General features: G+C 66.0%; 29 protein-coding genes and 1 tRNA gene. 9 read left to right on the top strand and 21 right to left on the bottom strand.

Features of this window, described 5'->3' with window-relative positions; translation table 11 throughout:
- Nucleotides 1-78: 78 nt before the first annotated feature.
- Both CO669_RS20510 and CO669_RS20505 read right to left on the bottom strand, forming a co-directional pair.
- Entirely contained in the window at nucleotides 79-831 is a 753-nt protein-coding gene (locus CO669_RS20510; RefSeq protein ID WP_097661755.1) for a carbonic anhydrase, read from the bottom strand.
- 133 nt (nucleotides 832-964) lie between these two features.
- Entirely contained in the window at nucleotides 965-1,618 is a 654-nt protein-coding gene (locus CO669_RS20505) for a S24 family peptidase (RefSeq protein WP_097661754.1), read from the bottom strand.
- Between the two features lie 294 nt (nucleotides 1,619-1,912).
- On the opposite strand from CO669_RS20505, the gene CO669_RS20500 reads away from it, so the two are divergent.
- Entirely contained in the window at nucleotides 1,913-2,257 is a 345-nt protein-coding gene (locus CO669_RS20500) for a DUF952 domain-containing protein (protein WP_097661753.1), read from the top strand.
- Nucleotides 2,254-3,351 (top strand): quinone-dependent dihydroorotate dehydrogenase, encoded by a 1,098-nt coding sequence (locus CO669_RS20495; protein WP_097661752.1) that lies wholly within the window; start codon nucleotides 2,254-2,256, stop codon nucleotides 3,349-3,351. Before CO669_RS20500 ends, CO669_RS20495 begins: the two co-directional genes overlap by 4 nt.
- Before the next feature lie 100 nt (nucleotides 3,352-3,451).
- Here CO669_RS20495 and CO669_RS20490 read toward each other — a convergent pair whose 3' ends face one another.
- From CO669_RS20490 to CO669_RS20470, 5 genes are all read right to left on the bottom strand, one after another.
- Nucleotides 3,452-4,777 carry an MATE family efflux transporter gene (locus CO669_RS20490; RefSeq protein ID WP_097661751.1) on the bottom strand — a complete coding sequence of 442 codons (1,326 nt, stop codon included), beginning with the start codon at nucleotides 4,775-4,777 and terminating at the stop codon, nucleotides 3,452-3,454.
- 1 nt (nucleotide 4,778) lies between these two features.
- Nucleotides 4,779-5,513: an MBL fold metallo-hydrolase gene (locus CO669_RS20485; RefSeq protein WP_097661750.1), complete on the bottom strand. Its 735-nt coding sequence runs from the start codon at nucleotides 5,511-5,513 to the stop codon at nucleotides 4,779-4,781.
- A gap of 31 nt (nucleotides 5,514-5,544) precedes the next feature.
- Nucleotides 5,545-5,847 carry a DUF6460 domain-containing protein gene (locus tag CO669_RS20480; RefSeq protein ID WP_097661749.1) on the bottom strand — a complete coding sequence of 101 codons (303 nt, stop codon included), beginning with the start codon at nucleotides 5,845-5,847 and terminating at the stop codon, nucleotides 5,545-5,547.
- A gap of 324 nt (nucleotides 5,848-6,171) precedes the next feature.
- On the bottom strand, nucleotides 6,172-7,941 hold the full coding sequence (locus CO669_RS20475; RefSeq protein ID WP_097661748.1) for an ATP-dependent DNA ligase: 1,770 nt from the start codon (nucleotides 7,939-7,941) through the stop codon (nucleotides 6,172-6,174).
- The gene (locus CO669_RS20470) at nucleotides 7,938-8,975 is read right to left on the bottom strand and encodes a ligase-associated DNA damage response exonuclease (protein ID WP_097661747.1); all 1,038 of its coding nucleotides are present in this window, start codon (nucleotides 8,973-8,975) and stop codon (nucleotides 7,938-7,940) included. Before CO669_RS20470 ends, CO669_RS20475 begins: the two co-directional genes overlap by 4 nt.
- Before the next feature lie 68 nt (nucleotides 8,976-9,043).
- Between CO669_RS20470 and CO669_RS20465 the strand changes: the two genes are divergently transcribed.
- Nucleotides 9,044-9,970, top strand: a complete 927-nt coding sequence (locus tag CO669_RS20465) for a class I SAM-dependent DNA methyltransferase (RefSeq protein WP_097661746.1) — start codon at nucleotides 9,044-9,046, stop codon at nucleotides 9,968-9,970.
- A gap of 114 nt (nucleotides 9,971-10,084) precedes the next feature.
- Nucleotides 10,085-11,314: an ABC transporter substrate-binding protein gene (locus CO669_RS20460; protein ID WP_097661745.1), complete on the top strand. Its 1,230-nt coding sequence runs from the start codon at nucleotides 10,085-10,087 to the stop codon at nucleotides 11,312-11,314.
- A gap of 224 nt (nucleotides 11,315-11,538) precedes the next feature.
- Here the strand turns inward: CO669_RS20460 and CO669_RS20455 are convergent, their stop codons facing one another.
- The 8 genes from CO669_RS20455 to CO669_RS20420 form a co-directional block, all read right to left on the bottom strand.
- Complete coding sequence (locus tag CO669_RS20455) at nucleotides 11,539-12,390, bottom strand: amidohydrolase family protein (protein WP_097661744.1); 852 nt, start codon at nucleotides 12,388-12,390, stop codon at nucleotides 11,539-11,541.
- A gap of 3 nt (nucleotides 12,391-12,393) precedes the next feature.
- Entirely contained in the window at nucleotides 12,394-13,371 is a 978-nt protein-coding gene (locus CO669_RS20450; RefSeq protein ID WP_097661743.1) for an aldo/keto reductase, read from the bottom strand.
- A 104-nt stretch (nucleotides 13,372-13,475) separates the two neighbouring features.
- The gene (locus CO669_RS20445) at nucleotides 13,476-14,408 is read right to left on the bottom strand and encodes a sugar-binding protein (protein WP_174718705.1); all 933 of its coding nucleotides are present in this window, start codon (nucleotides 14,406-14,408) and stop codon (nucleotides 13,476-13,478) included.
- A gap of 94 nt (nucleotides 14,409-14,502) precedes the next feature.
- Nucleotides 14,503-15,573 (bottom strand): ABC transporter permease, encoded by a 1,071-nt coding sequence (locus tag CO669_RS20440; RefSeq protein ID WP_198964137.1) that lies wholly within the window; start codon nucleotides 15,571-15,573, stop codon nucleotides 14,503-14,505.
- Nucleotides 15,573-16,331, bottom strand: a complete 759-nt coding sequence (locus tag CO669_RS20435) for an ATP-binding cassette domain-containing protein (RefSeq protein ID WP_097661740.1) — start codon at nucleotides 16,329-16,331, stop codon at nucleotides 15,573-15,575. Before CO669_RS20435 ends, CO669_RS20440 begins: the two co-directional genes overlap by 1 nt.
- A gap of 12 nt (nucleotides 16,332-16,343) precedes the next feature.
- Nucleotides 16,344-17,666 carry a xylose isomerase gene (xylA, locus tag CO669_RS20430; RefSeq protein ID WP_097661739.1) on the bottom strand — a complete coding sequence of 441 codons (1,323 nt, stop codon included), beginning with the start codon at nucleotides 17,664-17,666 and terminating at the stop codon, nucleotides 16,344-16,346.
- Nucleotides 17,667-19,121, bottom strand: coding sequence for a xylulokinase (gene xylB, locus CO669_RS20425; RefSeq protein ID WP_097661831.1), 1,455 nt, complete (start codon nucleotides 19,119-19,121; stop codon nucleotides 17,667-17,669).
- 81 nt (nucleotides 19,122-19,202) lie between these two features.
- Nucleotides 19,203-20,243, bottom strand: a complete 1,041-nt coding sequence (locus CO669_RS20420) for a LacI family DNA-binding transcriptional regulator (RefSeq protein ID WP_097661738.1) — start codon at nucleotides 20,241-20,243, stop codon at nucleotides 19,203-19,205.
- A 222-nt stretch (nucleotides 20,244-20,465) separates the two neighbouring features.
- On the opposite strand from CO669_RS20420, the gene CO669_RS20415 reads away from it, so the two are divergent.
- Nucleotides 20,466-21,122, top strand: a complete 657-nt coding sequence (locus CO669_RS20415; RefSeq protein ID WP_097661737.1) for an iron-containing redox enzyme family protein — start codon at nucleotides 20,466-20,468, stop codon at nucleotides 21,120-21,122.
- Between the two features lie 38 nt (nucleotides 21,123-21,160).
- Here the strand turns inward: CO669_RS20415 and CO669_RS20410 are convergent, their stop codons facing one another.
- The 6 genes from CO669_RS20410 to CO669_RS20385 form a co-directional block, all read right to left on the bottom strand.
- Complete coding sequence (locus CO669_RS20410) at nucleotides 21,161-21,622, bottom strand: GNAT family N-acetyltransferase (protein ID WP_198964136.1); 462 nt, start codon at nucleotides 21,620-21,622, stop codon at nucleotides 21,161-21,163.
- A 2-nt stretch (nucleotides 21,623-21,624) separates the two neighbouring features.
- Complete coding sequence (locus CO669_RS20405) at nucleotides 21,625-22,137, bottom strand: GNAT family N-acetyltransferase (RefSeq protein WP_198964135.1); 513 nt, start codon at nucleotides 22,135-22,137, stop codon at nucleotides 21,625-21,627.
- The gene (locus CO669_RS20400; RefSeq protein WP_198964134.1) at nucleotides 22,137-22,718 is read right to left on the bottom strand and encodes a helix-turn-helix domain-containing protein; all 582 of its coding nucleotides are present in this window, start codon (nucleotides 22,716-22,718) and stop codon (nucleotides 22,137-22,139) included. The genes CO669_RS20405 and CO669_RS20400 overlap by 1 nt, the downstream gene beginning before the upstream one ends.
- Nucleotides 22,719-22,901: 183 nt before the next feature.
- Nucleotides 22,902-23,222: a type II toxin-antitoxin system RelE/ParE family toxin gene (locus tag CO669_RS20395; protein WP_097661734.1), complete on the bottom strand. Its 321-nt coding sequence runs from the start codon at nucleotides 23,220-23,222 to the stop codon at nucleotides 22,902-22,904.
- The gene (locus CO669_RS20390) at nucleotides 23,209-23,427 is read right to left on the bottom strand and encodes a hypothetical protein (protein ID WP_097661733.1); all 219 of its coding nucleotides are present in this window, start codon (nucleotides 23,425-23,427) and stop codon (nucleotides 23,209-23,211) included. The genes CO669_RS20395 and CO669_RS20390 overlap by 14 nt, the downstream gene beginning before the upstream one ends.
- 43 nt (nucleotides 23,428-23,470) lie before the next feature.
- Nucleotides 23,471-23,544: transfer RNA gene (locus CO669_RS20385), tRNA-Gly, on the bottom strand.
- A 173-nt stretch (nucleotides 23,545-23,717) separates the two neighbouring features.
- On the opposite strand from CO669_RS20385, the gene CO669_RS20380 reads away from it, so the two are divergent.
- From CO669_RS20380 to CO669_RS20365, 4 genes are all read left to right on the top strand, one after another.
- Nucleotides 23,718-24,296 (top strand): methylated-DNA--[protein]-cysteine S-methyltransferase, encoded by a 579-nt coding sequence (locus tag CO669_RS20380; protein WP_097661732.1) that lies wholly within the window; start codon nucleotides 23,718-23,720, stop codon nucleotides 24,294-24,296.
- A gap of 10 nt (nucleotides 24,297-24,306) precedes the next feature.
- Entirely contained in the window at nucleotides 24,307-25,146 is an 840-nt protein-coding gene (locus CO669_RS20375; protein WP_097661731.1) for a helix-turn-helix transcriptional regulator, read from the top strand.
- Nucleotides 25,147-25,276: 130 nt separating this feature from the next.
- A complete protein-coding gene (locus CO669_RS20370; RefSeq protein ID WP_097661730.1) occupies nucleotides 25,277-25,636 on the top strand; it encodes a hypothetical protein in 360 nt (119 codons plus the stop codon).
- A 12-nt stretch (nucleotides 25,637-25,648) separates the two neighbouring features.
- Complete coding sequence (locus CO669_RS20365; protein ID WP_097661729.1) at nucleotides 25,649-25,927, top strand: hypothetical protein; 279 nt, start codon at nucleotides 25,649-25,651, stop codon at nucleotides 25,925-25,927.
- The last annotated feature ends 43 nt before the right edge of the window (nucleotides 25,928-25,970 follow it).

The raw sequence follows: 25,970 nt of genomic DNA, 5'->3' as shown, positions 1-25,970 counted from the left end.
ATCCGGGGTCTTCACGAGCGCTCCAGTCGTCCCGGATTGCGCGGCGCTCCATACGGGCTACGGACCTTCAGCGCTCGCTCAGATCGACTTCAGCACGTAGCGCCTGTTGTCCTTCTGCACCGGGCGCGCGTTCATCGGATAGAGCTTTGCGAACGCGGCGACGTCGGCGGACGACACCTGGATCGGGGTGGTCAGCAGCAGCCACTCGACCACTTCCGAGCAGGGCGGCGTCGTCAGCGAGCCGGGATAGCGGAAGTAGCTGAGCTTGGTCGGCAGCATGGCGTGCGGATCGATGCCGGCATCGGCCTTCACCGCGGGGCCTTCCGCCGCCGGCATGGTCTTGACGATCTTGCCGAAAGCCGGGTTCGCCCTGCCCTCTGCCATCAGCACGCCGACCACGGCGAGCCCGCCGGCCTCGTTGCGATGGACGAAATGGGCCTCCATCGGGAAATTCTTGCCGCCGATCATGTGCTCGCTCGGCCGGTGGAAGTGCACCTGCAGCAGCTTGTACTTGACGTCGCCCAGCATCAGCGTGCTGCCTTCGGCGAAGTTGAGCTGGATCGTGTGACCGTTGTTGACGATCGTGTCAGCGTTCTTGCCCCAATTCGGTTTCAGAACCGGCAATTGCGACTTGATCGTCCCTTCGATGTCGATCGGCGATTGCTGCAGGCCGACCGCGCAGGCCTTGTTGGCCGTGTCGAGATCGCCCCATTTGGCCGGGCCGCCGGCGCCTTCATAACTCCAATGCGCGCCTTCGGCGGCGAAAGCTGGCTTGCACAACGGACAAAGCGCGAGACCCGCGAGGGCCTTCAAGGCGTGACGGCGATTCATCGTATTCCCCTAAGATAAAGCTGGGCCGGTAGTATCGGCCGCAACCTATGCGAGAGGGCCGGTGAGTCGCAATGGCGATCGGAATGAAACGCGGCCCGCAGGAATGCGGGTCACGAGGCGGCCAAGGTCATGATCACTGGCTCGTCCACACGATCCGCGCAATCCACGCCACCTCGCCCGTCGCCATCGTGCGCCCGGCCTGCGGCGCATCGAGCAAGTGCAGCTCCAGCGCCCTCGCGGTGCGGCGCCGCAGCGTTGCGATCGTCACCTCGCCCGTCTTGCTCCTCACCACCACGCGGTCGCCCTTGCGGATCGGCGCGCCCGGCGAAACCAGCACGATGTCGCCGTCGCGATAGACAGGGGCGAACGCATCGCCGGAAATCTCAAGCGCAAAAGTGTGGCTGTCCTCGGTGGCGGGAAGCGCTGTTTCGGTCCAGCCCTTGCCGGAGGGAAGGCCGGACTCGTCGAAGGCCCCGCTCGCGCCGGCCAGAGCGAAGCCGAGCAGCGGGACCGAGCGGCCATCGCCCGCGTCGTCGTCGATCAGCTTCGCAAAGCTCGCCATCGAGGAATCTGCGGCGGCCAGCACCTTCGCGATCGATTCGGTCGAGGGCCAGCGCTCGCGGCCGTCCGAGGTAACGCGTTTGGACCTGTTGAAGGTGGTGGGATCGAGCCCGGCGCGCTTGGCAAGGCCGGACGGTGACAGACCGGCGCGCTCCGCCAGCCGATCCAGCGCGACCCAGATCTGGTCGTGAGTCAGTATCCTCTGCGCTTTGGCCTGTCTGACCATGGAAGGTCCAGCCTGTCGCAACCCAGGAAAACTATCCTCAAATCAACCGGTTTTCCGATTTTCGCGCAAGAGGCAGCGGGCGAAAGCGTTTCAAGCGAGGCGAGTACCGGTTCGCGCCAGGAAAACGCGTCAAAACGAGGACCTGGAGCCCTCGTTTCGATTTCATCGGACCGGAAATGGCTTGAGGTCTTGAGTTCGGCAGGGGCGGCCTTTACGGTCGCGCCGGGGGTTTAAAAGACCCGCGATAGACGAAAAAACCCAAAAGACTCAAAGAGCAACAGGGCTGCGCAAGCGGTGGTCAAGATCTACAAAATCTGTCCGGCCTCGGCCTGGCGTGAGGCGGAGCGGCGGGGCGTCTACCTCGGCAGCGCCGATGATGCGCGCGACGGTTTCATCCATCTCTCGACCGCCGCCCAGGTTCCCGAGACCCTGCGCAAGCACTATTTCGGCCAGCGCGCGCTGTTCCTGGTCGAGGTGGACAGCGACGCGCTCGGCAGCGAATTGCGCTGGGAGCGCTCGCGCAATGAGGAGCTGTTTCCTCATCTCTATGGCGAGCTCGATCTCGGCGCCGTCATCGCGGTGACGAATCTCAACATCCGCTCCGACGGCGGCCACGACGTTCCGGAGCTTGCCCCGTGATCCGCGCTTTCGACGCCTTTTCGCTGCCGGTGCTGCGCTGGCTCGACCCGGAAGATGCGCATCGCCTGGCGATCCAGGGCCTGCGTTTCCTGCCGCCGATCAAGCCGCGCGCCGACGATCCCAAGCTCGCGATGCGCGCCTTCGGACTCAACTTTCCCAACCCGATCGGCATGGCCGCCGGCTTCGACAAGAGCGCGGAGGTGCCGGACGCGCTGCTGCGGCTCGGCTTCGGCTTCGTCGAGATCGGCTCGGTGACGCCGAAGCCGCAAGCCGGCAATCCCAGGCCGCGGCTGTTTCGCCTCGAGCGCGACGAAGCCATCATCAACCGCATGGGCTTCAACAATGACGGCGCGGACGTGGCCCTGCGCCGGCTCGCCGCGCGCGCGCAGCACGGCGGCATCGTCGGCGTCAATGTCGGCGCCAACAAGGATTCGCCGGATCGCGTCGCCGATTACGTCAAGCTGATCGAGACCTTCGCGCCGGTCGCGAGCTATTTCACCGTCAACGTCTCCTCGCCGAACACGCCTGGCCTGCGCAATCTGCAGGAAGGCGCGCTGCTCGACGATCTCCTCGCACGCGTGATCGACGCGCGCGAGCGTGTCAGGCAGAAGGCCGGCGACACGCCGGTGCTGCTCAAGATCGCGCCGGATCTGAGCCTCGCCCAGCTCGACGATGTCGTGCAGGTCGCGCGCTCACGCAGGGTCGACGGCATGATCGTCTCGAACACGACGATTGCCCGGCCGAGCACGCTGCGGGAGGAGATGCGCGCCAAGGAGCAAGGCGGCCTGTCCGGCCGGCCGCTGTTCCGCCTGTCGACGCGGATGGTCGCCGAAACCTATGTGCGCGTCGAGGGCGCATTTCCGCTGATCGGCGTCGGCGGCGTGGACTCCGGCGGCGCCGCGCTGACCAAGATCCGCGCGGGCGCCAGCCTGATCCAGCTGTATTCGTCGTTGGTCTACAAGGGCCTCGGCCTCGTCGACGAGATCAAGCGCGACCTCACCTCGACGCTGCTCCGCACCGGGCGCGATTCGCTGTCCGAGATCGTCGGCGCCGATGCAGCGACCCTCACCGCCGAAGACTGGCCGGGGATGTAGGGCGTGACCCCGTAGCCCGGATGGAGCGCAGCGCAATCCGGGATTTGATCCGCAACTACGGCGGCCCCGGATTTCGCTGCGCTCCATCCGGGCTACGAATTCACGACTTCGCAAACGTCGCCCTGAACTGCGCCGGATAGCGCGCGGCCTGCAGGCCGCCGCGCGAGAGGTAGGAGGCCATCAGCGCCCACCACAGCCCGGCATTGCCGAACGATTGCAGCGCCCACCAGGTGGCGAGGAAGATGGCGAGCGAGGCCAGCATCAGGTTGCGCATCTCGCGCGCCCAGGTCGCGCCGATATAGATGCCGTCGAAGCCGAAGGCGAACACGCCGGGGATGGGCGCCAGCACGACGAAAGGGAGGAATTCGCGCGCGGCCCGGCGGACGTCGTCACTCGTCGTCATGAAGTCGATCAGCGCCGGCCCGAACAGCGCGAACAGCACGGCGACGACGATCGCGAAGCCGAGCCCCCAGAGCAGCACCAGCCGCGTCGACGCGGCAAAGCCCTTGGGGTCGCGTGCGCCGAGCGTGCGGCCGCAAAGCTGCTGGGCCGCATTGGCGAGGCCGTCGAGAAAGAAGGCGCTGATCAGCAGAAAATTGTTGAGCACGGAGTTGGCGGCCAGCGTGACGTCGCCGGCCTGCGCGCCCTTGGCGGTGAAGAACAGGAACACGGCGATCAGCGCCGCGGTGCGGATCATGATGTCGGAATTCACCGCCAGCAACCGCAACAGCTTCGCTCGATCGAGCAGGTTCGCGTACGGGACGGCGAAGCCGGCGTCGGCATAATGCCGGCAGACGATCACGCCGAGGGCAAGTCCGACCGCCTCCGACAGCAGCGCGGCGATCGCGGCACCGGCGATGCCGGTATCGTAGACCAGCACCAGCAGGATCGTCGCCGCCATGTTGACGAGATTGATGACGACCTGAAGCAGCAAGGCCGAATTGGCACGGGCGAGGCCGATCAGCCAGCCGAGGATGACGTAGTTGGCCAGCGCGAAGGGCGAGGACCAGATCCGGATCTTGAAATAGGTCTTTGCTGCCCGCGTCACGCCCTCGCTGCCGCCCATCAGGTCGAACAGGAGTGCCGCCAGCGGCAGCTGCAGGACGATCAGAGCGGCGCCGATCAGGCCGGCGACGATGAAGCCGCGCGCCAGGATCGCGGGCGGCTCGCGCGTCTCGCCGGCGCCGAGCGCTTGCGCGGTGAAGGCGAGCGTGCTCATGCGCAGGAAGCCGAACAGCCAGAACAGGCAGTCGAAGATGACGGAAGCCATCGCGACGCCGCCGAGCAGCGCCGCATCGTCGAGCCGGCCGATCGCGGTGGTCGAGACCACGCCGATCAGCGGCGTCGTCAGGTTCGCGACCATCGCAGGACCGGCGATGGCGAACACCTGACGGGATCCGATCTTGAGCGGAGCGGGCGCGTGCATGTCAGAATACGAGGACCATACCGTCTTCGGCGGCGAGATGCGCGATATCATCCAGCCGCGACAGCATGTCGTCACTCATATGGGTGAGGATCAGGCGCTTTGCGCCGATGTCGGGCAGATGCTGTTCCAAGGTCTTCAGGCTGAGATGGTTCTTGACCACCTTCTCGTACATATAGGCCTCGGCAATGAAAAGGTCCGCGCCCTGCGCCAGCGGAATGAGCGTCTCCGTCCATTCGGTGTCGGCGCTGTAGGCGAGCGTCCGGCCCTCGGCCTCGACACGGTAGGCGAGGAAGGGCCCCCCGGATTCGCCGTGCACCACCGGATAGGGCGTCACCGTCACGGCGCCGAAGGTCCGGCTTTGCCCGGGCGCGAGCTCGACGACGTCGAGCTCGAAGCGCTGCTTGGTCGTCGAGGAATGCTCGAACAAGACCTCCATCACCTCACGCAGTCGCCTCTCGATGTCCTGCGGGCCTGCGATCGTCAGCGGCCTGGTCCGCCGCGAGAATTGCGCGTCGAGCAGGAGGAACGGCAGACCGGCAAAATGGTCGCCGTGGAAATGAGTGATGAGGATGAGATCGATTTCGCTGCGGTCGATCTCGAGCCGCTTCAGCGCCGGCAGGGCCGACGCGCCGCAATCGATCAGGAAGTTGGCCTCGCGCCCCGAGACGTGGAAGCAGGTGTTGAGCCTGCCGCCGGAGCCGAAGGCGTCGCCGCAGCCGACAAAGCGGAGTTGCATCGGCTGCGGGCTCCTTCCGGACGGGCTGAACTTAGCGGCGCGGCGTGCCGAACACGCGCGACAGCAGCCAGATCGGGATCACGATGACCGCGCCGAGCAGGAAGTAGCGCCACAGCCAGTTGATGGTGTCGAAGCCGAGATCCCACAGGTGCTGGAACAGCAGGCGGATGCTGGTGAGGATGTTCCACGGATCGAATCCGATCGCGGCCAGCACGACGCCGACCAGGATCGAGAGCAGGACCAGCCGAAACGCGACCGCCAGCGGCGAGCCGCCGAGAAAGCGGTTCAGGCCATCATTGCGGCCGGCCGGCAAATCTCTGACGTCTTGGACCATCTCAAACTCCTCAGGGGGATTCGACCCCATTATAGGGCACGGCGAGGCACATGGGGAACCCGCAACCACGCGTCAATCGGGTTACGGGAGTTTAATTCGATGGTCGGTTTGTCTCTCCCGCCGTCCGATGAGATTGTGTCCCGGCCGCCATCCTGCGAGACGACCGTTTCGCGGTCTCCTCAGGATGAGGCTAATCGGCATCGGTGCCCGTTGAAACTGCTGCCACGCACTCCGTCCTCATCCTGAGGAGCCCGCGTAAAGCGGGCGTCTCGAAGGACGAGGCGTGCACGCAGGCGCAGCCAAAGTCCGACTGATCACACCCCTTCACGCCTCAACCTCCACCGTCTCCGCCTTCAGCATCCGTTCCAGCGTCTCCAGCCGGTCGGCTTCCCGCGGTGGCTTGTCCCAGCGCAGGCGGCTGATGCGGGGGAAGCGCATGGCGACGCCGGATTTGTGGCGCGGCGAACGCTGCAGGCCCTCGAACGCGACCTCCAGCACCAGCCCCTGCTCCGGCTCGTGCACGACATGGCGAACGGGGCCGAACTTTTCCGTGGTGTTGCGGCGGACGAAGCGGTCGATCTGCAGCAGCTCCTCGTCGGTGAAGCCAAAATAGGCCTTGCCGACCGGCACCAGTTCGTCGCCACCAGCGCCGGCGGTCCAGACGCCAAAGGTGTAATCGGAATAATAGGACGAGCGCTTGCCGTGGCCGCGCTGCGCATACATCAGCACGGCATCGATGATGTGCGGATCGCGCTTCCACTTCCACCACTGCCCCTTCGGCCGTCCCGGCAGATAAGGCGCATCGCGCCGCTTCAGCATGACGCCCTCGACCGCATCCGCGTCTTCGCCCGCGCCTGCGCTTGCAGGATCGGCGCGTGCGGCGGTCAGCGCCGCCCAGCTCGCGAAGGAAACGGTGGGCGACAGATCGATGCGGGGATCCCCGAGCTTCCCGATGAAGGTCTCCAGCCGCTCACGACGCTCCGCGAACGGCAGCTCGCGCAAATCGTTCTCGTCATCGCCGAGCAGGTCGTAGGCGCGAAGGTGGATTGGAAACGCCTTGATCAGCTTGGGCGAGACGACCTTGCGGTTGAGCCGCTGCTGCAGGACGTTGAAGCTCTGCACACGGCCTTCGCGCAGGATCAAAAGCTCACCGTCGATCGCGCCCGGCAATCGAAGCGACGGCACGAGATCCGGAAAGCTTCCCGTGATGTCCTCGCCGGTGCGCGAATAGAGTCGCGCGGTGATGCGGCCAAGCTCGTCGCGACCGGCGACGGCCTGCACGCGAATGCCGTCCCATTTCCATTCGGCGATGTAGTCGGCGGGATCGAGCGCAGCGAAATCGCTGTCCTCGATCGCATGCGCCAGCATCACCGGGCGGAACGGCGCGGGATCGCGATTGACGGGCTTGTCGCCGCGGCCTTCCAGCCAGGCGAACAGGTCGAGATAGGGCGGGCTGAGCCCCGGCCAGATCAGCTCGACCTCGTGCGGGTCCTTGTCGCCGAGCGCGGCCGCTGCCGTTTTCGCAAGGCGCGCGGAGATGCCGATGCGCAGCGCCCCGGTGACGAGCTTCAGCAGCGCCCAGCGGCCGGTCTCATCGAGCTCATCGAGCCAGCGCTCGAGCTGTTTTGGCAACTCGGTCTTGCCGAGCGTGCGCAGCGTGGTGACGACCTCGGTGAGGGTCGGCGGCGGCGGGTTGTTGTGGTGGCGCGCGTGAGGAGACTCGTCAGCATCTCGCCCGGAGTAGCCCCCTCCCTGCCCCTCCCCGACAAGGGGGGAGGGTTGGGGAGAGGGGTGGCTCTGAAAGGATTGCGAAATGGTTGGCGCCTTCGGCCACATCAGCGCGACCGTCTCGGAGAGATCGCCGACATAGTCGTAGCTCAGCCCGAACAGCACTTCATCTGTGCGCGATGCGATGAGATCGCGGATCAGCGCAGGCTTGGCGTGCTTGAAGCTGAGTGCGCCGGTGAGCGCGGCGAGCGCATAGCCGCGATCGGGATCGCCGACCTCGCGGAAATAGCCGGCGAGCAGACGCAGCTTGTTGTTGCGGCCGGGCTCGTAGGCGAGACGGTCGAGCAGTTCGGCGAAGCGATTCATGCCTCGGCCTCGTCACTGGCCGGCGCCTCGCTCTCCTCCTCGTCACCATAGCCGACGAGATCGAGCGGCTGCGCTTTCAGGCCCTGCGACCTGCACCAATGCACCAGCGCATCTTCCTGACCGTGCGTGACCCAGATCTCGCCAGCGCCGGTCGCGCCAATGGTGGCGGTGAGACCGTCCCAATCGGCGTGGTCGGAAATCACCAGCGGCAACTCGACGCCGCGCTGCCGCGCCCGGGCGCGCACGCGCATCCAGCCCGAGGCGAAAGCGGTGACGGGATCGGGAAAGCGGCGCGTCCACAGATCTGACGTCGCCGAGGGCGGTGCCAGCGTGATGGTACCGGCGAGCGCCCCCTTCTTGACGTCCTTCACCGGCCTGAGCTCGCCGAGGTCGATGCCGCGGCTCTGGTAGTACGCGGTGATCGTCTCCATCGCACCATGCAAATAGATCGGCGCGTCATAGCCGGCCTGCCGCAGCAGCTTGATCACGCGCTGCGCCTTGCCGAGCGAATAGGCGCCAACGAGATGCGCGCGCTCGGGAAACAGCACGACGGAGGCGAGCAGCTTCTCGACCTCGTCAGCCGCATCGCCATGCCGGAATACCGGCAGGCCAAACGTGGCTTCGGTGATGAAGACGTCGCAGGGAACGAGCTCGAACGGCGTGCAGGTGGGGTCGGGCGCATCCTTGTAGTCGCCGGAGGCGACGATGCAGGTATCCTTGCACGTGACCGCGATCTGCGCCGAGCCGAGCACGTGGCCGGCGGGATGAAACTTCACGCAGGTCTCGCCGAGCCGGATCTCCTCGCCGTAGCGGATGGCTTGCGTCGAGCCGGCGAAATTCTCACCATAGCGCAGCCGCATCATGTCCAGCGTTTCCTGCGTCGCCAGCACCGCACCATGGCCGGCGCGGGCATGGTCGGAATGGCCGTGGGTGATCACGGCCCGCTCCACGGGGCGGACAGGATCGATATGGAAGCCGCCGGGCTTGCAGCACAGGCCGGCAGCAGCTGGCAACAGGATGTCTTGCGGACGCATGCCTGATATATAGGTGGGGTCGCCGCATCTTCGAGTCGCCCCGCCCGCTTCGCTCCTTCGGTTCCTCAATGCCTCTGCGCCTGTTCCTGTCCTCGGGCGATCTCATCGCCGACCGCCGCTTCGAATTCGCCCGCGATCTCCAGCTCAAGGGTGACCTGCCCGCCGCCGCCGACCTGCTGGAACAAGCGCTCGAGCTCGCGCCGAACTTCACCTCGGCCTGGTTCACGCTGGGCGAAATCCGCGATGAGCTGGGCGAGCGCGACAAGGCCATCGCCGCCTTCCGGAAAGCGTGCGAGTCCGACCCGGACGACCAGCACGGCGCCGGCTTGCGTTTGATCCGGCTGGGCGACGAGCAACTCTCGGAGATGCCGAAGGCCTATGTGCAGGCCTTGTTCGATCAATATGCGCCGCATTTCGAGGATGTTCTGGTCAACGATCTCGAATACCGCGCGCCGTCCCTGATCTTCAAGGCGGTGATCGCCGCACGCGTCGCCGCCAGGAAGCCGGCTCTGTTCAAGCGCGCCATCGATCTCGGCTGCGGCACCGGCCTCGCGGCAGCCGCCTTCGCCAAGCAGGTCGATCATTTCACCGGCATCGACCTGTCGTCCGGCATGATCAAGGAGGCGCGCGCGACGGGTCTGTACGCCGAGCTCGAAGTCGCCGACATGATCGATGGCTTGCGCGGCAAGCCCAAAGCAAGCGCGAACCTGATGATTGCGGCGGACGCGTTCGTGTATCTGTCGGATCTCGCACCGGTGCTGACGGAAGCAAGGCGCGTGCTTGCAGCGGGCGGCGTGCTCGCCTTCACGCTCGAGACCCACGATGGCAACGGCATCATTCTCGGCGAAGGCCTGCGCTATGCCCATGCAGCGGAATATGTGCGGAGCGCGCTCGTCAGGGCCGGACTGAAGCTTCTGACATTGCAGGCGGCCTCGCCGCGCATCGAGAACAACGAGCCGGTGCGCGGCCTCGTCGTGGTCGCCGAGAAAACTTGAGTCTAGGCGCTAACACACTGGGATTTAAGTGTCATTGCGTCGCAAAGTTGCGACTTGCCACTTGCGAGCCGTGCTTCCCTGCCAGCACAATGCGCGCATTAGGGAGAAACAAAAATGACCAAGAATCCATCGCGGCGCGATTTCAGCGCCGCCGCGCTCGCCACCATCGCCGCATCCACCCTGCCCGCGCCCTACGTCTGGGCCGCAGAGAAGAAATACGATGCGGGCGCCAGCGACACCGAGATCAAGATCGGGCAGACCGTGCCGCATTCCGGTCCCGGCTCGCTCTATGGCGTGCTGGGGCGCATCGGCGAGGCCTATTTCCAGATGCTGAACGAGAAGGGCGGCATCAATGGACGCAAGATCAAGTTTCTCACCATGGACGACGCCTACAGCGCGCCGAAATGCGTCGAGGCGACGCGGCGTCTGGTCGAGCAGGAGGAAGTGCTCGCGCTGTACGGCTCGCTCGGCACCGCGCCGCAGACCGCCGTGCACAAATACCTGAATTCCAAGGGTGTGCCGCAGCTCTTGCTCAACACCGGCGCGTCGAAGTGGAATAACCCGAAAGAGTTCAAATGGACGATGGCGGGCCTGCCGCTCTACCCGACCGAGGCGCGCATCCTGGCCCGCCACGTCGTCAGTGTGAAGCCGAACGCCAAGATCGGCATCCTCTACCAGAACGACGACTTTGGTCGCGACTTCCTCGGACCCTTCAAGAAGGTTCTGGAAGACGCCGGCGGCACCGCAAAGGTGATCATGGAGCAGACCTATGATCTGACCGAGCCGACCGTCGATTCCCAGCTCATCAACCTCTCGAAGTCCGGCGCCGACGTCTTCTACAACATCTCCACCGGCAAGGCGTCGTCGCAGTCGATCCGCAAGGTCGCCGAGCTCGGCTGGAAGCCGCTGCAGCTTCTTTCTGCGGGCTCGACCGGCCGCTCGATCCTCAATGCCGCGGGCCTCGAGAACGCCGCCGGCATCGTCGCCATCCGCTATAACAAGGAGGTCGGCCTGCCCAAATGGGAGAAGGACCCCGACGTGATGGCGTTCGAGGAATTGCGCAAGAAGTACACCCCGGCCATCGACCCCGACAACACCATCGCCTTCGCCGGCTACGGCCAGGCCGTGACCATGGGCGAGATCCTGCGGCGCTGCGGCGACGACCTCACCCGCGCCAACGTGCTGAAGCAGGCCTCCAACCTCAAGGGCTTCCACTCGCCCTATTTCCTCGACGGCGTGACCTACGACTACACGCCCGAGGACTACACGCCGATGAAGACGCTGTTCATCTCCACCTTCACCGGCAAGGACTGGGACATCTCCGACAAGCCGATGTCGGAGTAGACGGAGCCGATTATTGCTTCTCCACTCCCCACGGGCGGCAGGGCGATCGTTTTCGAGACAGATACCCCTGCAGCCATCCTTCGAGACGCGCGCAAGTGCGCACTCCCCAGGATGAGGAACGGCGTGCGCGGCGGCTGCTTCGGCAGGCGCCGATGCCGCTTAGCCTCATGCTGAGGAGACCGCTGCAAGCGGTCGTCTCGCAGGACGAGGCGCGCGCTCAGGCGCTAACTTGTGACAGCCAGCCGATACGCCTGCGCGGCATTCACCCCAAACGCCTTGTCCCGCACCTGTGGACCAAGATTCGTCAGGCAGGTTTCCAGCGCGCACTTGATCTCGCCATAGCTCCCCGCAAGCAGGCATACCGGCCAGTCCGAGCCGAAGATCAGCCTGTCCTCGCCGAAGCAGCTTGCGGCATGCGCGACGAACGGAAACAGGCGTTCCGCATCCCATTCGTTCCAGATCGCTTCGGTCGCAAGCCCGGAGATCTTGCACCAAACGTTGCCGCACGCCCCGAATGCCCTGATGCGATCGGACCATTCGGCGCTGCCGCCGCCGGCGATCGGCGGCTTGGCCGCATGGTCGAGCACGAAGCGCGCTTGCGGAAAGGCCTGCGCGGTCGCGATCGCCGCGGGCAGCTCGCGGCTGCGGACGAGGAAATCATAGGCGAGATCGCGCGCGAACACAGCGGTGAGGCCGCGCTGGACGTCCTCGCGCAGCAGCCAGTCGGGATCGGTCTCGTCATGCACCTGGTGACGGATGCCGACGAGTTTTTGCCCGCCCGGTAGGCCGCGTAGCCGGTCGAGCGTGTCGCCGAGCGCGCCGTCCGTCAGGTCGGCCCAGCCGACGACGCCGATCACCGACGGTGTAACATGCGCAATCGCCAAGAACTCCTCGGTCTCTTCGAGCGAGGAGCGGCATTGCACCACGATGCTGGCATCAATGCGGCTCGCCGTCAGCAGTGGCGCGAGATCGGCCGGCCCGAAGGCGCGGCGGATCGGCGCGAGCTCCTCCGCCGCCATCCAGGGATAGTCGGCACGCGCGGGATCCCAGAAATGCTGGTGGGCGTCGATGATCATGGCTTACGCTCCCGTCGGCAGCGGCGCCCGGGCATCGACGAGGTTTCGTGCGTGCAGCTCCTGCCAGAACGCCGCCGGCACCGCCGTCTCCGACATCACGATGTTGTCGGCAACTTCGCCTGCGTTGCGCGCGCCCATCACGGCCACGGTGACGGCGGGATGCGCCATGCAGAACTGAAGTGCCGCGGCTTTCAGCTCAGTCCCATGCTTGCGGCAGAGCGCGTCGAGCTCGAGCGCCCGCGCCACCAGCGACGCATCGGCGTCCCGATAGTTGAACTTTGCGCCGGCATGCGGATTGGCCAGGATACCGCTGTTGTAGATGCCGCCCAGCAGGATGCCGATGTTCTTCGCCGTGCAGAGCGGAAACAGGACATCGAGCGCACCCTGGTCGAGCAGCGTGTAGCGCCCGGCGAGCAGGAAGCAATCGACCGGCACGGCCTCGGCGAAGCGCGCGAGCATCTCCGACTGGTTCATGCCCGCGCCGATCGCCTTGACCGTGCCATCGGTGCGCAGGCGCTGCAGCGCGCGGAAGGCACCTGCGACAGCCTCGTCATAGTGGTCATCAGGGTCGTGCACGAGCAGCACGTCGACGCGGTCGAGCCCGAGACGGGCAAGGCTTTCCTCGACCGATCGCATCACACCGTCATGGCTGAAATCGAACACCGGCCGCTCGCGCGGCGTGCCCTTGTAGTGATCGTCCTCGGCGGCGCCGCCATCGGGCGCGCGCAGCAGGCGGCCGACCTTGGTCGAGATGGCGTAGGAGTCGCGTGGCTGCTGGCGCAGGAAGGCCCCGACTCGTCGCTCGGCAAGGCCAAAGCCATAGAGCGGCGCGGTATCGAAAAATCGCACCCCGGCCGACCAGGCGCGTGCGATCGTCGCCTCCGCATCGGCCTCGCTCACGGGGCTGAACAATCCGCCGAGCGGGGCGGAACCGAGCCCGATTGAGGTGACGTCGAGCGAGCCGAGCCGCGAGCGCTTCATTCCCATTGCCTTCCAACGATCTTCCAAGAGTTGAGATCATCTCCCCCGCTTGCGAAAACCGCAAGCGGGGGAGGCATGCAGGAGCGCGGGGCTGGCGGACGCTCCTACTTCAGCATCTGCGCGACGTTGTCCTTGGTGACGAGGTCGAGGCCGGTGTAGACGATCTCCGGCACCTTCTCGCCCTTCTTGATAGCGAGCAGCGTGTCCATCGCCTTCTCGCCCATCTCGAACGGACGCTGGCCGACCAGCGCGTTGGCATAGCCGTCGCGCAGCAGCTCGAGCTGCATCTTCAGCGTATCGGCGACGACAAGCGTGAACTTGCCGGAATCGATGTCCTTCTTGTTCCGGGAGGCGAAGGCCTTGAAGCCTTCCGGCGCGAACATCGGCCAGCCGCCGATGGGAACGATGGCGGCGAGATCGGGCGTTGCGGTGCGCATGTCCGTCATCTGCTGCACCGCGAGCGCGGGATCGTCGTTGCAGAAGGTCGGGGAGCCCGCGACCTCGGCCCATTTCGAGCCCTTCAGCGCCTCGCGCACGCCGTCGACGCGCTCGGCAAGGTTCTTGGCGCCGGGACCCCCCGAGACCATGGCATACTTGCCGCCATCGGGGCGCATCTTCAGCAATTGCTTGCCGAGCGCGACGCCGAACTCCTTGTTGTTGGTGCCGATATAGGCGATGCGCTTGGAACCGGGCGCATCGGCATCGAAGGTGATGACGGGGATGCCGGCCGCGGTCGCCGCCTCGATCGACTTGGTCATGGCCGCGACGTCGGCCACCGAGATGGCGAGGCCGTCGACCTTCTGGGTGACGAAGTCCTGGATGATCTGCGCCTGCGTCGCAGGCTCGTGCTCGACCGGGCCCTTGTAGATGCACTCGATGTTGCCGAGCTCCTTGGCCCGCTTGAGGCAGCCGTCGCGTGCGAAGTCGAAGAACGGATTGTTCATCGCCTTGGGCACGATCACGAAGCGATAGTTCGCAGCGAATGCCGGCGTTGCCATCATTGCGACGGCGATGCCAGCAAGAAGAAATTTCCTCATTGTCTCCTCCACCCTTGTTTGGTGCCCATCCTCTCGAAAGCGCTCGGGAAGCGGACAGGCCGCATTTTACTTGGCTTCCCGAAACGACGTGACGTCAGCTCATCCGCGAGCGGATACGATCGACCAGAACGGCCAGGATGATGATCACGCCCACCAGCGTCTGCTGCCAGTAGGACGAGACCTGCGCCAGCACGAGACCGTTGCGGATCACCTCCAGCAGCACGCAGCCGACGATGGCCCCGAGCGGCCCGCCGATGCCGCCGGCGAGGTTGGCACCGCCGATCACGGCCGCCGCGATCACGTTGAGCTCGTAGGACGTCGCCATGTTGGCGGGCGCCGAGCCGAGCCAGCCGGAGATGATGATGCCCTGCAGGCCCGCGGCGAGCGCACAGATCACATAGACCTCGATCTTCACCCGCACCACCGGGATGCCGGTGAGCTCGGCCGCCTTCTCGTTGCCGCCGAGGGCGAAGACGTGGCGGCCGAACGCGCTGTGGTGCAGCACCACCGCCATCGCCAGCGCGAGGATCACGAGATAGATGAAAGGCACGGGCACGCCGAGCACATCACCCGAGGTGAGCGCGTAGAAATAGTCGGCATCAGGCCCGCCCGGAAAGCTGCCGCGGCCGTTGGAGACGACATAGCCGAGCCCGCGCACGATCGAGAGCATGCCGAGCGTGGTGACGAAGGGCGACAGGCCGAGCACCGCGATGCAGAAGCCGTTGACGAGCCCCGCGATCAGCGCAACGCCGAGGCCGGCGAGGATCGAGATCAGCAGGATGAGCCCCGGCACGTTGGCCAGCACGGTCTTGCCGTCCGCCGCCATGTGCACCAGCGGCGAGCCGGGCGCCGACAGCTCGGTCATCACCATCGAGGTGATCATGGCCGAGAAGCACATCATCGATCCCACCGACAGGTCGATGCCGCCGGTGATGATGACGAAAGTGACGCCGAGCGTCGCAATGGCGATGAAGGAAAAGTTCTTCGCCACGTTCTGCATGTTGCCTTCGGTGAAGAAATAGGGGCTGGCGAAATGCATGATCACCAGCAGCACGGCGAGCGCCAGCAGCACATAGCCGGTCTGGGAGGCGAAGATGCCGCGCTGCCACCATCTGATCTTGCCGACATTGGTGAAGCTGATCGGAGATTCCATGGGCATGGCCATCACGCCGCCTCCTTCGCGCCGGTGATGAGAGCGGTGATTTCCTCCGGGCTCGTCTCGTGGATCGGCTTGTCGGCGCGCTTCTCGCCGCGACGCATGACGATGACGCGGTCGCACACCGCGAACACGTCGGGCATGCGGTGCGAGATCAGCATCACGGCAACGCCCTGCTCCTTCAGCCGATGGATCAGGCCGAGCACCTGCTCGACCTGGCGCACCGAGATCGCGGCGGTCGGCTCGTCCATCATCACCAGCCGCGCATTGGAGAGCCGCGTCCGCGCGATCGCGACCGCCTGGCGCTGGCCGCCCGACATCTGCTTGACGAGATCGTCGGGGCGCGTTTCCGAGCGCAGCTCGCCGAACAGCTCCAACGCGCGCGCCGCCATCGCCTTGTGGTCGAGCAAGGCGATGGGTCCGTATTTGCGTTTCAGCTCGCGGCCGAGGAACACGTTCGCCGCAGCCGTCAGATTGTCGGCGAGCGCAAGGTCCTGATAGACGACTTCGATGCCGACGCCGCGGGCATCGACGGGCCGGCTGAAATGGACCGCATTGCCGGCGAAGCGGATCTCGCCGTGGCTCGGGCGGAAATTGCCGGCGATGATCTTGACCAGCGTCGACTTGCCCGCGCCGTTGTCGCCCATCAGGCCGACCACCTCGCCCGGCAGGACCTGCATGTCGACATCGTGCAGCGCGCGGATGGCGCCGAACTCCTTGCCGATGCCTCGGAGTTCGAGGACCGGGGTCGCGTCAGCATGTGCCATCAGCGGACTTCCTCAGACATGACGGTTGACCAGGGATTCCAGATATTCCTGCCGGCCCGAGCGCGGCTGCGGGTCGAAGCCGGGTTGAAGCGCGCGGTCGGCGAGATCGGCGAGCGAACGCTGGCCGCCGAGAATGGCGCGGCCCTCAGAGCCGAACCATCCGTCATAGCGCTTCGCGAGCGGGGTGGTGAGCACGCCGGCATCCAGCATGTCGGCGGCGGCGAGGAACGCCCGCGCGCAGGCATCCATCGAGCCGACATGGGCGTGAATGAGATCATCGGGATCGATCGACTGCCGCCGGATTTTTGCGTCGAAATTGAGCCCGCCCGAGGTGAAGCCGCCGCGATTCAGGATTTCGTGGAACACCAGCGCCAGCTCCGGCACGTTCATCGCGAACTGGTCGGTATCCCAGCCGAGCAGGTCGTCGCCGCGATTGATGTCGAGCGAGCCGAACACGCCGAGCGCCTCGGCGAGCGCGACCTCGTGATGGAAGGAATGGCCGGCGAGGATGGCGTGGTTCTGCTCGATGTTGAGCTTGACGTCCTTGAGCAGGTCGTAGCGTTCGAGGAAGCCGTAGCAGGTGGCGACGTCGAAATCATATTGATGCTTGGTCGGCTCCTTCGGCTTCGGCTCGATCAGGATCGGGCCCTTGAAGCCTATCTTGTGCTTGTGCTCGACGACCAGCGAGACGAAGCGGCCGAGCTGGTCGAGCTCGCGCTTGAGATCGGTGTTGAGCAGCGTCTCGTAGCCCTCGCGGCCGCCCCACAGCACGTAGTTCTGGCCGCCGAGCCGGTGCGTCACCTCCAGCGCGGCGCGGACCTGGCCGGCGGCATAGGTGAAGATCTCGGGGTCGGGATTGGTCGCCGCACCCGCCATGTAGCGGCGATGCGTGAACAGGTTTGCGGTGCCCCAGAGCAGGCGGACCTTAGCCGAAGCCATCTTCGCTTCGAACAGATCGGCGATCGCGTTGAGATTGGCGACGGACTCGGCGAGCGAAGCGCCCTCCGGCGCGGCATCGACGTCGTGGAAGGTGAAATAGGGTACATCGAGCAGGCGGAACAGCTCGAACGCGACGTCGGCCTTGGCCCGCGCCTGCGCCATCGCGTCGGAGCCGTGGTGCCATGGCCGCAAGAACGTCTCGCCGCCGAACGGATCGCCGCCCGGCCAGCACAGCGAATGCCAGTAGCAGACCGCAAAGCGTAAGTGGTCCTCCAGCCGGCGGCCGTGGACCATGCGGTCCTTGTCGTACCAGCGGAACGCAAGCGTAGAGGCGGCGTCCTCGCCGGCAAAGGCGACCGGTGCGCTTGCATCGAAGAATTTGGCTGACGCGTTCACTTAAGTCGTCTCCTTCAGTGCAGGATAAAGCGCACGCCAGTGCCGATAGGCCTCGTCATAGGCGGCAGTCACGGTTGCGCGGGGCGTGAAGCTCGCAAGCCGCCGCGGGCGGGTGCAGACGTCGGCCGGCGCTTCGCCGGTCGCCGCGAGCCGGCCGAGCCTGGCGGCACCGAGCGCGGCGCCCACCTCGCCTTCCTCGACGCGGTGGACGGGAATGCCGAGCACATCGGCGCAGATCTGCGCCCAGAGCGGCGAGCGCGAGCCGCCGCCGACGAGATCCACTTCGGTGATGGGCCCGCTCGCCGCACTCAGCGCCGCCAGATTGTCGCGCGCGGCAAAGGCGACGCCTTCGAGCACGGCCTGCACGATCTGGCTGCGCCCGGTCGCGCCGCGCAAGCCGATGAGGGCGCCGCTTGCGGCGGCATCGTTGTGCGGCGTCCGCTCGCCATCGAGATAGGGCAGGAACGTGATCGGGCTCGGCCCGTCGACGCGCTCGCCGAGCGGCGCCAGGAGCGCCGCGGCCGGCGTCTCCATCACATCGGCGAGCCAGGCGAGCGAGGCCGCGGCCGACAACATCACGCCCATCTGGTGCCAGAGGCCGGGCAGCGCGTGGCAGAAGGCATGCACGGCGGAAGCCGGCGCCGGCGCGAAGCGATCGGTGACACGGAACAGGACGCCTGATGTCCCCAGCGACAGGAACGCATCGCCGGGCGCGATGGCGCCGAGCCCGATCGCGCTTGCGGCATTGTCGCCGGCGCCGCCCGCGACGACGACATTGTTTGCCATGCCCCAGCGCTGCGCGTAGTCCGGCGCGAGCACCGCGCTGACCTCGCTGCCCTCGACGAGGCGCGGCATGTGGTGGAGATCGAGCCCGGTGGCATGCAGCAGCAGCGCCGACCAGCGCCGCTCGCCGACATCGAGCCACAGCGTGCCGGCGGCGTCGGACATGTCCTCGACCATCTCGCCGGTCAGGCGATAGCGGACATAGGCCTTGGGCAGCAGCACCTTGGCGACGCGCGCGAAGATGTCGTGTTCGTGCCGCGCCACCCAGAGCAGCTTCGGCGCGGTGAAACCAGGCATCGCCAGATTGCCGGCGATCGCGTGCAGCGAGGGACAGCGCCGCTCAAGCATGGCGCATTCGGCCTGCGAGCGGCCGTCGTTCCACAGGATCGCGGGGCGCAGCGGCTTGCCATCCTCGTCCAGCAGTGTCGCGCCATGCATCTGGCCCGAGAGGCCGATGCCACGAACCTGCGCCACCTCGCGCGGATGGCGGCGTGCGAGATCGTCGACCGCGCCGATCGCCGCATCGACCCAGGACTCGGGGTCCTGCTCGGACCACAACGGCGCCGGATGCGACAGGGCGAGCTCGCGCGTTGCCGTCGCGAGGATCGCGCCGGCTTCGCTCACGAGCACCGCCTTGACGCCGGACGTGCCGATGTCCAGTCCGAGATACAAATCGTCCTCCTCTTTGCCCTTTGCGAGGCGCGATCTTGACGTCGCGCTTTCCGCCACGGCCCGCTCGATATCCACCTGCCGCTAGGGCAGATTGTCCCGCATCACGATGTCGATCCTGATCTTCTCCTGTTCGCGCAAGATCGGCTCGCCGCGGGCGAGCGCGAGCAGCACGCGTACGGCCGCGCGCGCCTCGTGTCCGGGGTTCTGCGAGATCGCGGCATCCATGACGCCCTGCAACAGCAGCCGGCGCGTCAGCACGGTGACGTCGTGGCCGACGAACACCACCTCGTCGCGGCCGGCATCGCTCAACGCTTTGGCGACGCCCTGGGTGCCGGCGCCGACGTTGTAAAGGCCGACAATGTCGGCATGCCTGCCGAGCAGCCGCGCCAACAGCTGTTCCGAACGGGCGTCCTCATCGCGCCCCTCCAGCACCGGCAGCACGCTGAGGTCAGGGAATTCCGACGCCATCACCTGGTTGAAGCCGAAGATGCGCTCGGCGTGGTCGCGCAGGCCCTGCGAGCCCGCGACGATCGCGACCTTGCCGGACTTTTGGCCGACCAGCCGCCCGACCAGCGCGCCGGCGGTACGCCCTGCCGCGATGTTGTCGATGCCGACATAATGGTGGCGGCGCGACGAGGGCACGTCCGACACCAGGGTCACCACCTTGGTGCCGGCATCGACGAGATCGTTGATGGCGGCGCGGACGCTCGGATGATCCAGCGCCACCACGGCGACGCCGTCGTAATCGCCCGACAGCGCCTCGAGCGAGGCCGCAAGCACCGACGGATCGAAGACGTCGGTTGTAACAGTCTCGACGCCGAGACGGCGGGCCGAGAGCCAGGCCGACATCTCGCCGAGATAAGCCTCGATCTGCTGCATGAAGGGGTTCGGCCCCGACGGCATCACGAAGGCAAAGCGGCGGGCGCGGCCGCGGGCGAGCTCGGCAGCGGCGACATGAGGCTGGAACGAATGGCGCTCGATCGCCGCCTGGACGCGCCGCACCGTGTCCGGCCGCACCCCCGGCCGGTTGTGCAGCACGCGGTCGACCGTCGCCAGGCTGACGCCCGCCTCGCGGGCGATGTCCTTTAGCGTCAGCGCGGTCGCGGTCAGGGTCTCGGCCATGACTGAAGGCTAGCAGAGGTGTTTTGAGGTACGCAACTCATTTTGAGGGGAACTCGGGGTTTTCGCGTGCCGGCGGCCAGTGTGCGCCCTCTCACGCTCGAGCCCGGCGCGCGGCGGGTCTCGGTCGAACGCAGGACGCGAGGGATCACGCTCGTCCGTATCCTCAAATTTTATTGACCGTCCGGCGCAGGGTCTGCGTCCGGCCAGACGAAAGAGAATGGGATGCAATGGCTATTTGATATTTCCGAGCAATACCGGTCGCAGTTGCGCGAGGGCCCGTTCTTCCGGCAGGTCGTCGACGCGTCCCTGCCTGGGGATCTGGAATGGGTTCACCAGCTCATTCACCAGTCGCGCGAATTCACCCAGGCGCTTTGTCTGCGGTCTTCGCTGTGCCAGGACAAGCGTTATCAGCCCATCTTTGCCGAGCACGCCATGGAGGAGGCTGACCATCCGGATCAACTCATCGCCTGGATGACCGAGCACGGGTTTCTCCGCAACGCCGAACCCGGCGAGGTCCCGCCGACGATGGAAACGCTGAACGCGATCTCATATTGCTGGCGCAGCGCGATGCGCGATCCGCACGACGTGCAGGTGGTGGCGCTGAACCTGCTCAGCGAAGGGGTCGCGCTCGACTTCTATTCCACGGTGATCCCCGTGCTGGACCGGCTCAGCATCCTGAGCGGGCGCTATTGGAAGATCCACACCGACGTCGACGCCCACCATCTGACCATGGGCCTCGATATTTGCGGCGACGTCTCCCGGGACTCGGACAAGGGCAGGCTCTATCGACGCGTGCTGTGGCAGTCCGCGACGCTGTATCACCAGATGCTGAGCTCCTGGGTCGGCGAGCGCGTCCAGCCGCTGCCGCAATTGGCCTGAGCATTGGTTCGATCGGAGCCGCCGTACGGCGGTGCCGCTCAGCGGCTCAGGTCGAGGGTCAGGAACAGGCTGTTGGGATCTTCGGCATAGCCCTCGAACGGGCCGCAGAGGACAAAGCCGTGCGCCCGGTAAAGCGCGTGCGCCGGCTTGAAATAGTCCCATGAGCCGGTCTCGAGACTGAGCCGCGTCAGGCCGCGCGCGCGGGCCTCGGTGATGATGTGACGCAGCATCTGGCCGCCGAAACCGCGCCGCCGCGCGGCCTGAAGCGTGTGCATCGACTTCACCTCGCCATGGGTGGCGGGAAGCGTCTTCAGCGCGCCGGTCGCAACCAGTGTGTCGCCGTCCCAGCCGGTCCAGAATGCGACGTCGCTGGCGCGAAGGCCCGCCAGATCGAGCGCATGCGCGCTGCCGGGCGCGGTCTGCGCCCGCGCCGCCGTGACATGATGATCGAGCAGCGCGATGACCCGGGGATCGAAAGTGTCGCCGGTGCGGATCTGCATGGTCAGGGCCTCACGTCGCTGGCAAGCCGCTTCTGCATGAAGACGAGGTCGAGCCAGCGGCCGAACTTGCAGCCGACCTCCGGCATGCGCGCAACCTCGACGAAACCGAGCGAGCCGTGCAGTGCGATCGAAGCCGTATTGGTGCCGTCGATGCCGGCGATCATGGCGTGCTTGTTCATGGCGGTGGCGCGCTCGATAAGCGCGGCGACAAGGCTGCGCCCGATGCCCGCCCTGTGATGCCGCTCGTCGACATAGACCGAGTTCTCCACGGTGTGGCGATAGCCGGGAAAGGGACGGAAATCGCCGAATGAGGCGAAGCCGACGACGTCCCCGCCCTTCATCGCGACCAGCACGGGATAGCCGGCCTGCTGCCGCGCGAGAATCCATTGACGCCGCGAGTCGAGATCCGACGGGCCGTCGGTCCAGACCGCCGTGGTGTTGAGCGCGGCGTAGTTGTAGATGGTGAGGATATCGGCAGCATCCTCCAGCGTGGCATCCCGCACGATCAGCGACATCACATTTTCCCGTATGAAGCGCCGCGCCGCGTGATGATGACGTAACGCGCGTCCTGCTTGGTTTCGTTCTCGAAGATCACCGCGCGCATCACGTCGAAATCCAGACAGTCGCCTTCGCGCAAGCGGACCGCCTTGGCGTCGATATGCACGGCGATCGCGCCCTCCAGCATCAAGAGCTGCTGGGTGAAGGCGTTGCGGCCCCAGGGGCTGTAGGGCACCCGCGCGCCGGCCGGCAAATCGACCACGATGATCTCAATGCCGCTCGCCGCATCCGTCGGCGAAGCATGCCGCCTTCGATAGCCGCTGTCGGGATCGCGCCAATGCGGCTGGTCGGCCAGCCGCACCAGCCGCTCCGGCGGCTTTTCCGCAAGCGCGACCACGTCGCTCAGCGTGACATCGAGCGCCGCGCAGAGCTTGTTGAGCAGCGCGGCGGTGGCACTGCTCTGCGCCCGTTCCACCCGCCCGATCATGGCCCGGCTGACACCGGAGCGGGCAGCGAGTTCGTTCAACGTCATGCCGGCCTGCGTCCTCACCGTCTTCAAGCGACGACCGATCGCACGGTCGAGTTTCTGCTGGTCCATGGGTTTCATCCAGACATCGTCGCCCGGCGCAGGGACCGCATCCGCCGGGCAGTAGGAGCTTAAGGCGGACGAGGCATACGTGCGGGGCGTGCGAGGCTAACATATTAGAATATTTGCCGGCGGCTCACGGCGGGAATGTACGGTCTCAATGGACGAGCGACCACTTTCGACGTGCTCGCTCTGCTACCCATTCTCGTCCTTGGAAAAGATGGCCTCGATGTCCTGCCTGCCGTCGAGCACGCGCACGATCTCGGCTCGGTCATCCCTCGAGCGATAGAACACGACTTGCGGAGCAACTGCCCGCGAACGCAGGCCGACGCGAATTTCATCGCGCGCCCGTCCCGCGAAGGGGAAATCCTCAATCAGCGCGACGGCTTTCCCGACCTCGCGCAGGATTCCGTCGGCAGTCCGGCTTCCTGCGGCATCGACATAGTAGTCCCAAAGCCGATCAATATCGGCTAGCGCTTCCGGCGACCAAATAGCCGGCAGCTTACGCCCCACCATGCCGTGAATTCTTCGCGCGCAAAAACTCTTCCATATTCAGGGGTTCGCCCTTGCCGGCATCGAGCGAATGGATCCCGCGGTCTATTTCAGACCGAAGAGCGTTGAGCTTTTCGACATGCGAAAGCAATTTCCGGCCGATCTCTTCCTGATCGGCGGCCGGCAGCTGGGAAATTTGCGCGATGGCTTGTTCGAGCGTCCTGACCATGGGTTCAGCCTACCACATTCCGCTGACCGGCCGGCCAAAAACTTGGAGCGGGCGAAGGGAATCGAACCCTCGTATGCAGCTTGGGAAGCTGCCGTTCTACCATTGAACTACGCCCGCGGATGCGCTGCTCACGCCTGACCTGATTAGCCGAGACGGCGCCTGCCGCCAAGCGGTTTGGCGCGCCGGGCAGAACGCTTCTTAACGTTTTGGCAAGATTTTGGGTGCGCCGGATTGTGGCGGTGTTATGATCGGATGTCTGGGGAGAGACGTGCACTGAGTGGGGCGTGTGCATGGTGGGGCGCGGCTATTCGATATTCGACACGGCCATCGGTCGTTGCGGCATCATCTGGAGTGCGACCGGCGTCGTTGCCGTGCAATTGCCGGAGGCGCGCGAGATCGACACCCGCCGCCGGATTTTCCAGGCCCATCCCGAGGCGCGCGAGCAGCGGCCGTCCGAGAATGCCGAGCTGGCGATCGAGGGCATCACAGGCCTGTTGCAGGGCGGCGACCCTGACTTTTCCGAGGTCAGCCTCGACGCCGGCGGCGTGCCCGGCTTCAATCGGCGCGTCTATGAGTTCGCCTGCTCGATTCCGCGCGGGGAGACGCGAACCTATCACGAGATCGCCAAGGCGCTGGGCGCCTCCGGCGCCGCGCATTCGGTGGCGCAGGCGATCGCCAGGAATCCCTACATGCTGATCGTGCCCTGCCACCGGGTGCTCGAGGCCGGCAACTACGCCGACCGGCTCTCGCCCTATGGCGGGGTGATCTCCAAGCGGCGGCTGCTGGCGCTGGAGGGCGCCCAGCCTCTCGCCAGCAAGACGCTGTTCGAGGTGCTGCTGCCCGTTGCCCCGCCGAGGCCGTCCACCTAGATAAGACGGCATGGACGCGACCACGCTGCTGACGACACAATCGATCACGGTCTGCGAGTTCCGCTGCGACGCGGGACCGGACGATACGCCATTTGCAGAATGCCGCACCGGGCATTCCATCGCCTATGTCCGCGCGGGCAGCTTCGGCTGCCGGTGCCGCGCCGGATTCTTCGAGCTGGTGGCGGGCTCGATGCTGGTTGGCGCGCCCGGCGAGGAATACACCTGCACGCATGAACACGTCAGCGGCGATGTCTGCCTGGGATTCTTCTTCAGCGAGGACATGGTCGATGCCCTCGGTGGACGGCGCGAGATCTGGCGGGTCGGCGCCACGCCGCCGCTGCCGGAATTGATGGTCCTGGGCGAGCTCGCCCAGACGGCGGCAGATGACAACAGCGACATCGGCCTCGACGAGGTCGGCCAGATCCTGGCCGGCCGCTTCGTCGATGTCGTTTCGGGCAAGGCGCGCAAGCCGGCCACACCCACCACGCGCGACCGCCGCCGCGCGGTGGAGGCCGCGCTATGGATCGACGACAATTCGCATGCCGAGGTCGATCTCGAACAGGCCGCGAAGCAGGCCGGCCTCAGCCCGTTCCATTTCGTCCGGTTGTTCTCCAGCGTGCTCGGCGTCACCCCGCATCAATATCTCGTGCGCTCGCGGCTGCGCCACGCGGCACGGCTGCTCGCGGACGACGACATCGCGGTCACCGATATCGCCTATGACGTCGGCTTCGGCGATCTCTCCAATTTCGTCCGTACGTTCCACCGCGCCGCCGGCGTATCGCCGACAAAATTCCGCCAGGCCTCGCGCGGCGAGCGCAGCATCTTCGCCGAACGCATCGTCCTCAACTGAGACAGGTTGGCCCTTGCTGCAGGTAACCGTCTGTTGACCAGACGGGCGCGTCGCACTGGGCTTACGGCGCGCCGCGCGATATTACAACCAAAGAGCGAATCCACGCTTCGTCAGTGCGGCGACCCGGAAGATGAACAGTGCCCCGAACGACGTGATTGCGGCCACGTTGGTCGCGCTTGCCGTCGGCCTCGCCTTCATCGCCGGCTGCGCCATCTATTATGGCCGCCGGATCACCTCGCGCCGGATTCCGATGCAGTGGGGTGTCGACGGTCAGCCGGCCTGGTTTGCCCCACGTCTCATCGGGCTCTGGTTCAGCTTCGGCGTCACGGCGGCCCTCTCCGCGTTCCTGCTCGCTCTCGCCCTTCACGACCCGCAAAAGCTCACGGCGCTGATCGTGGCAACGGTCAGCCTGATCGGAACGAACATGTGGGTTCAGGTCTATCACCTCAGGCGGGTGATCCGCTGGCAATCGGAGGCGCCGGCGAGCTAGCCGGGCAACGCCATGGGATTGGTTGTCACGATCGGCGTATTCGCATTTTTCTACTGGATTGCGCGGCGCACTCGTGAACGGGCCGCCGAGTACGCCGCGACCGGCATGCAGCGCTCGCCGCTCTACTGGTCGGCCGTAGCGCTCACGATGGCGTTGCTAGGCCTCGTCCTGTACATGGTCCATGTCAGCCATCAGGGGCCGATCCCATGGCCTTTCTGGCCGATCGTAGGCATCCTGACCGCCATCATCCTGCTGCTACGCCGCGCCTTGAAATGGCGCTATCCGATCTAGCATCGTGTTCCGACGGTTCGAGGAATGCGCAAGATTCTCCAAG

Source organism: Bradyrhizobium sp. Y36, from assembly GCF_002531575.1.
GTDB lineage: Bacteria > Pseudomonadota > Alphaproteobacteria > Rhizobiales > Xanthobacteraceae > Bradyrhizobium.
Note: the sequence above shows the minus strand (reverse complement) of the source record. Positions and strands in the feature narration are given on the sequence as shown.

What these genes read in the sequence shown, in the direction of transcription:
- CO669_RS20510 (WP_097661755.1), bottom strand. Translation starts at nt 831, where the DNA reads ATGAATCGCCGTCACGCCTTGAAGGCCCTCGCGGGTCTCGCGCTTTGT.
- CO669_RS20505 (WP_097661754.1), bottom strand. Translation starts at nt 1,618, where the DNA reads ATGGTCAGACAGGCCAAAGCGCAGAGGATACTGACTCACGACCAGATC.
- CO669_RS20490 (WP_097661751.1), bottom strand. Translation starts at nt 4,777, where the DNA reads ATGCACGCGCCCGCTCCGCTCAAGATCGGATCCCGTCAGGTGTTCGCC.
- CO669_RS20485 (WP_097661750.1), bottom strand. Translation starts at nt 5,513, where the DNA reads ATGCAACTCCGCTTTGTCGGCTGCGGCGACGCCTTCGGCTCCGGCGGC.
- CO669_RS20480 (WP_097661749.1), bottom strand. Translation starts at nt 5,847, where the DNA reads ATGGTCCAAGACGTCAGAGATTTGCCGGCCGGCCGCAATGATGGCCTG.
- CO669_RS20475 (WP_097661748.1), bottom strand. Translation starts at nt 7,941, where the DNA reads ATGAATCGCTTCGCCGAACTGCTCGACCGTCTCGCCTACGAGCCCGGC.
- CO669_RS20470 (WP_097661747.1), bottom strand. Translation starts at nt 8,975, where the DNA reads ATGCGTCCGCAAGACATCCTGTTGCCAGCTGCTGCCGGCCTGTGCTGC.
- CO669_RS20465 (WP_097661746.1), top strand. Translation starts at nt 9,044, where the DNA reads ATGCCTCTGCGCCTGTTCCTGTCCTCGGGCGATCTCATCGCCGACCGC.
- CO669_RS20460 (WP_097661745.1), top strand. Translation starts at nt 10,085, where the DNA reads ATGACCAAGAATCCATCGCGGCGCGATTTCAGCGCCGCCGCGCTCGCC.
- CO669_RS20455 (WP_097661744.1), bottom strand. Translation starts at nt 12,390, where the DNA reads ATGATCATCGACGCCCACCAGCATTTCTGGGATCCCGCGCGTGCCGAC.
- CO669_RS20450 (WP_097661743.1), bottom strand. Translation starts at nt 13,371, where the DNA reads ATGAAGCGCTCGCGGCTCGGCTCGCTCGACGTCACCTCAATCGGGCTC.
- CO669_RS20445 (WP_174718705.1), bottom strand. Translation starts at nt 14,408, where the DNA reads ATGAGGAAATTTCTTCTTGCTGGCATCGCCGTCGCAATGATGGCAACG.
- CO669_RS20440 (WP_198964137.1), bottom strand. Translation starts at nt 15,573, where the DNA reads ATGGCCATGCCCATGGAATCTCCGATCAGCTTCACCAATGTCGGCAAG.
- CO669_RS20435 (WP_097661740.1), bottom strand. Translation starts at nt 16,331, where the DNA reads ATGGCACATGCTGACGCGACCCCGGTCCTCGAACTCCGAGGCATCGGC.
- CO669_RS20420 (WP_097661738.1), bottom strand. Translation starts at nt 20,243, where the DNA reads ATGGCCGAGACCCTGACCGCGACCGCGCTGACGCTAAAGGACATCGCC.
- CO669_RS20415 (WP_097661737.1), top strand. Translation starts at nt 20,466, where the DNA reads ATGCAATGGCTATTTGATATTTCCGAGCAATACCGGTCGCAGTTGCGC.
- CO669_RS20410 (WP_198964136.1), bottom strand. Translation starts at nt 21,622, where the DNA reads ATGCAGATCCGCACCGGCGACACTTTCGATCCCCGGGTCATCGCGCTG.
- CO669_RS20405 (WP_198964135.1), bottom strand. Translation starts at nt 22,137, where the DNA reads ATGTCGCTGATCGTGCGGGATGCCACGCTGGAGGATGCTGCCGATATC.
- CO669_RS20400 (WP_198964134.1), bottom strand. Translation starts at nt 22,718, where the DNA reads ATGGACCAGCAGAAACTCGACCGTGCGATCGGTCGTCGCTTGAAGACG.
- CO669_RS20395 (WP_097661734.1), bottom strand. Translation starts at nt 23,222, where the DNA reads ATGGTGGGGCGTAAGCTGCCGGCTATTTGGTCGCCGGAAGCGCTAGCC.
- CO669_RS20390 (WP_097661733.1), bottom strand. Translation starts at nt 23,427, where the DNA reads ATGGTCAGGACGCTCGAACAAGCCATCGCGCAAATTTCCCAGCTGCCG.
- CO669_RS20380 (WP_097661732.1), top strand. Translation starts at nt 23,718, where the DNA reads ATGGTGGGGCGCGGCTATTCGATATTCGACACGGCCATCGGTCGTTGC.
- CO669_RS20375 (WP_097661731.1), top strand. Translation starts at nt 24,307, where the DNA reads ATGGACGCGACCACGCTGCTGACGACACAATCGATCACGGTCTGCGAG.
- CO669_RS20370 (WP_097661730.1), top strand. Translation starts at nt 25,277, where the DNA reads ATGAACAGTGCCCCGAACGACGTGATTGCGGCCACGTTGGTCGCGCTT.
- CO669_RS20365 (WP_097661729.1), top strand. Translation starts at nt 25,649, where the DNA reads ATGGGATTGGTTGTCACGATCGGCGTATTCGCATTTTTCTACTGGATT.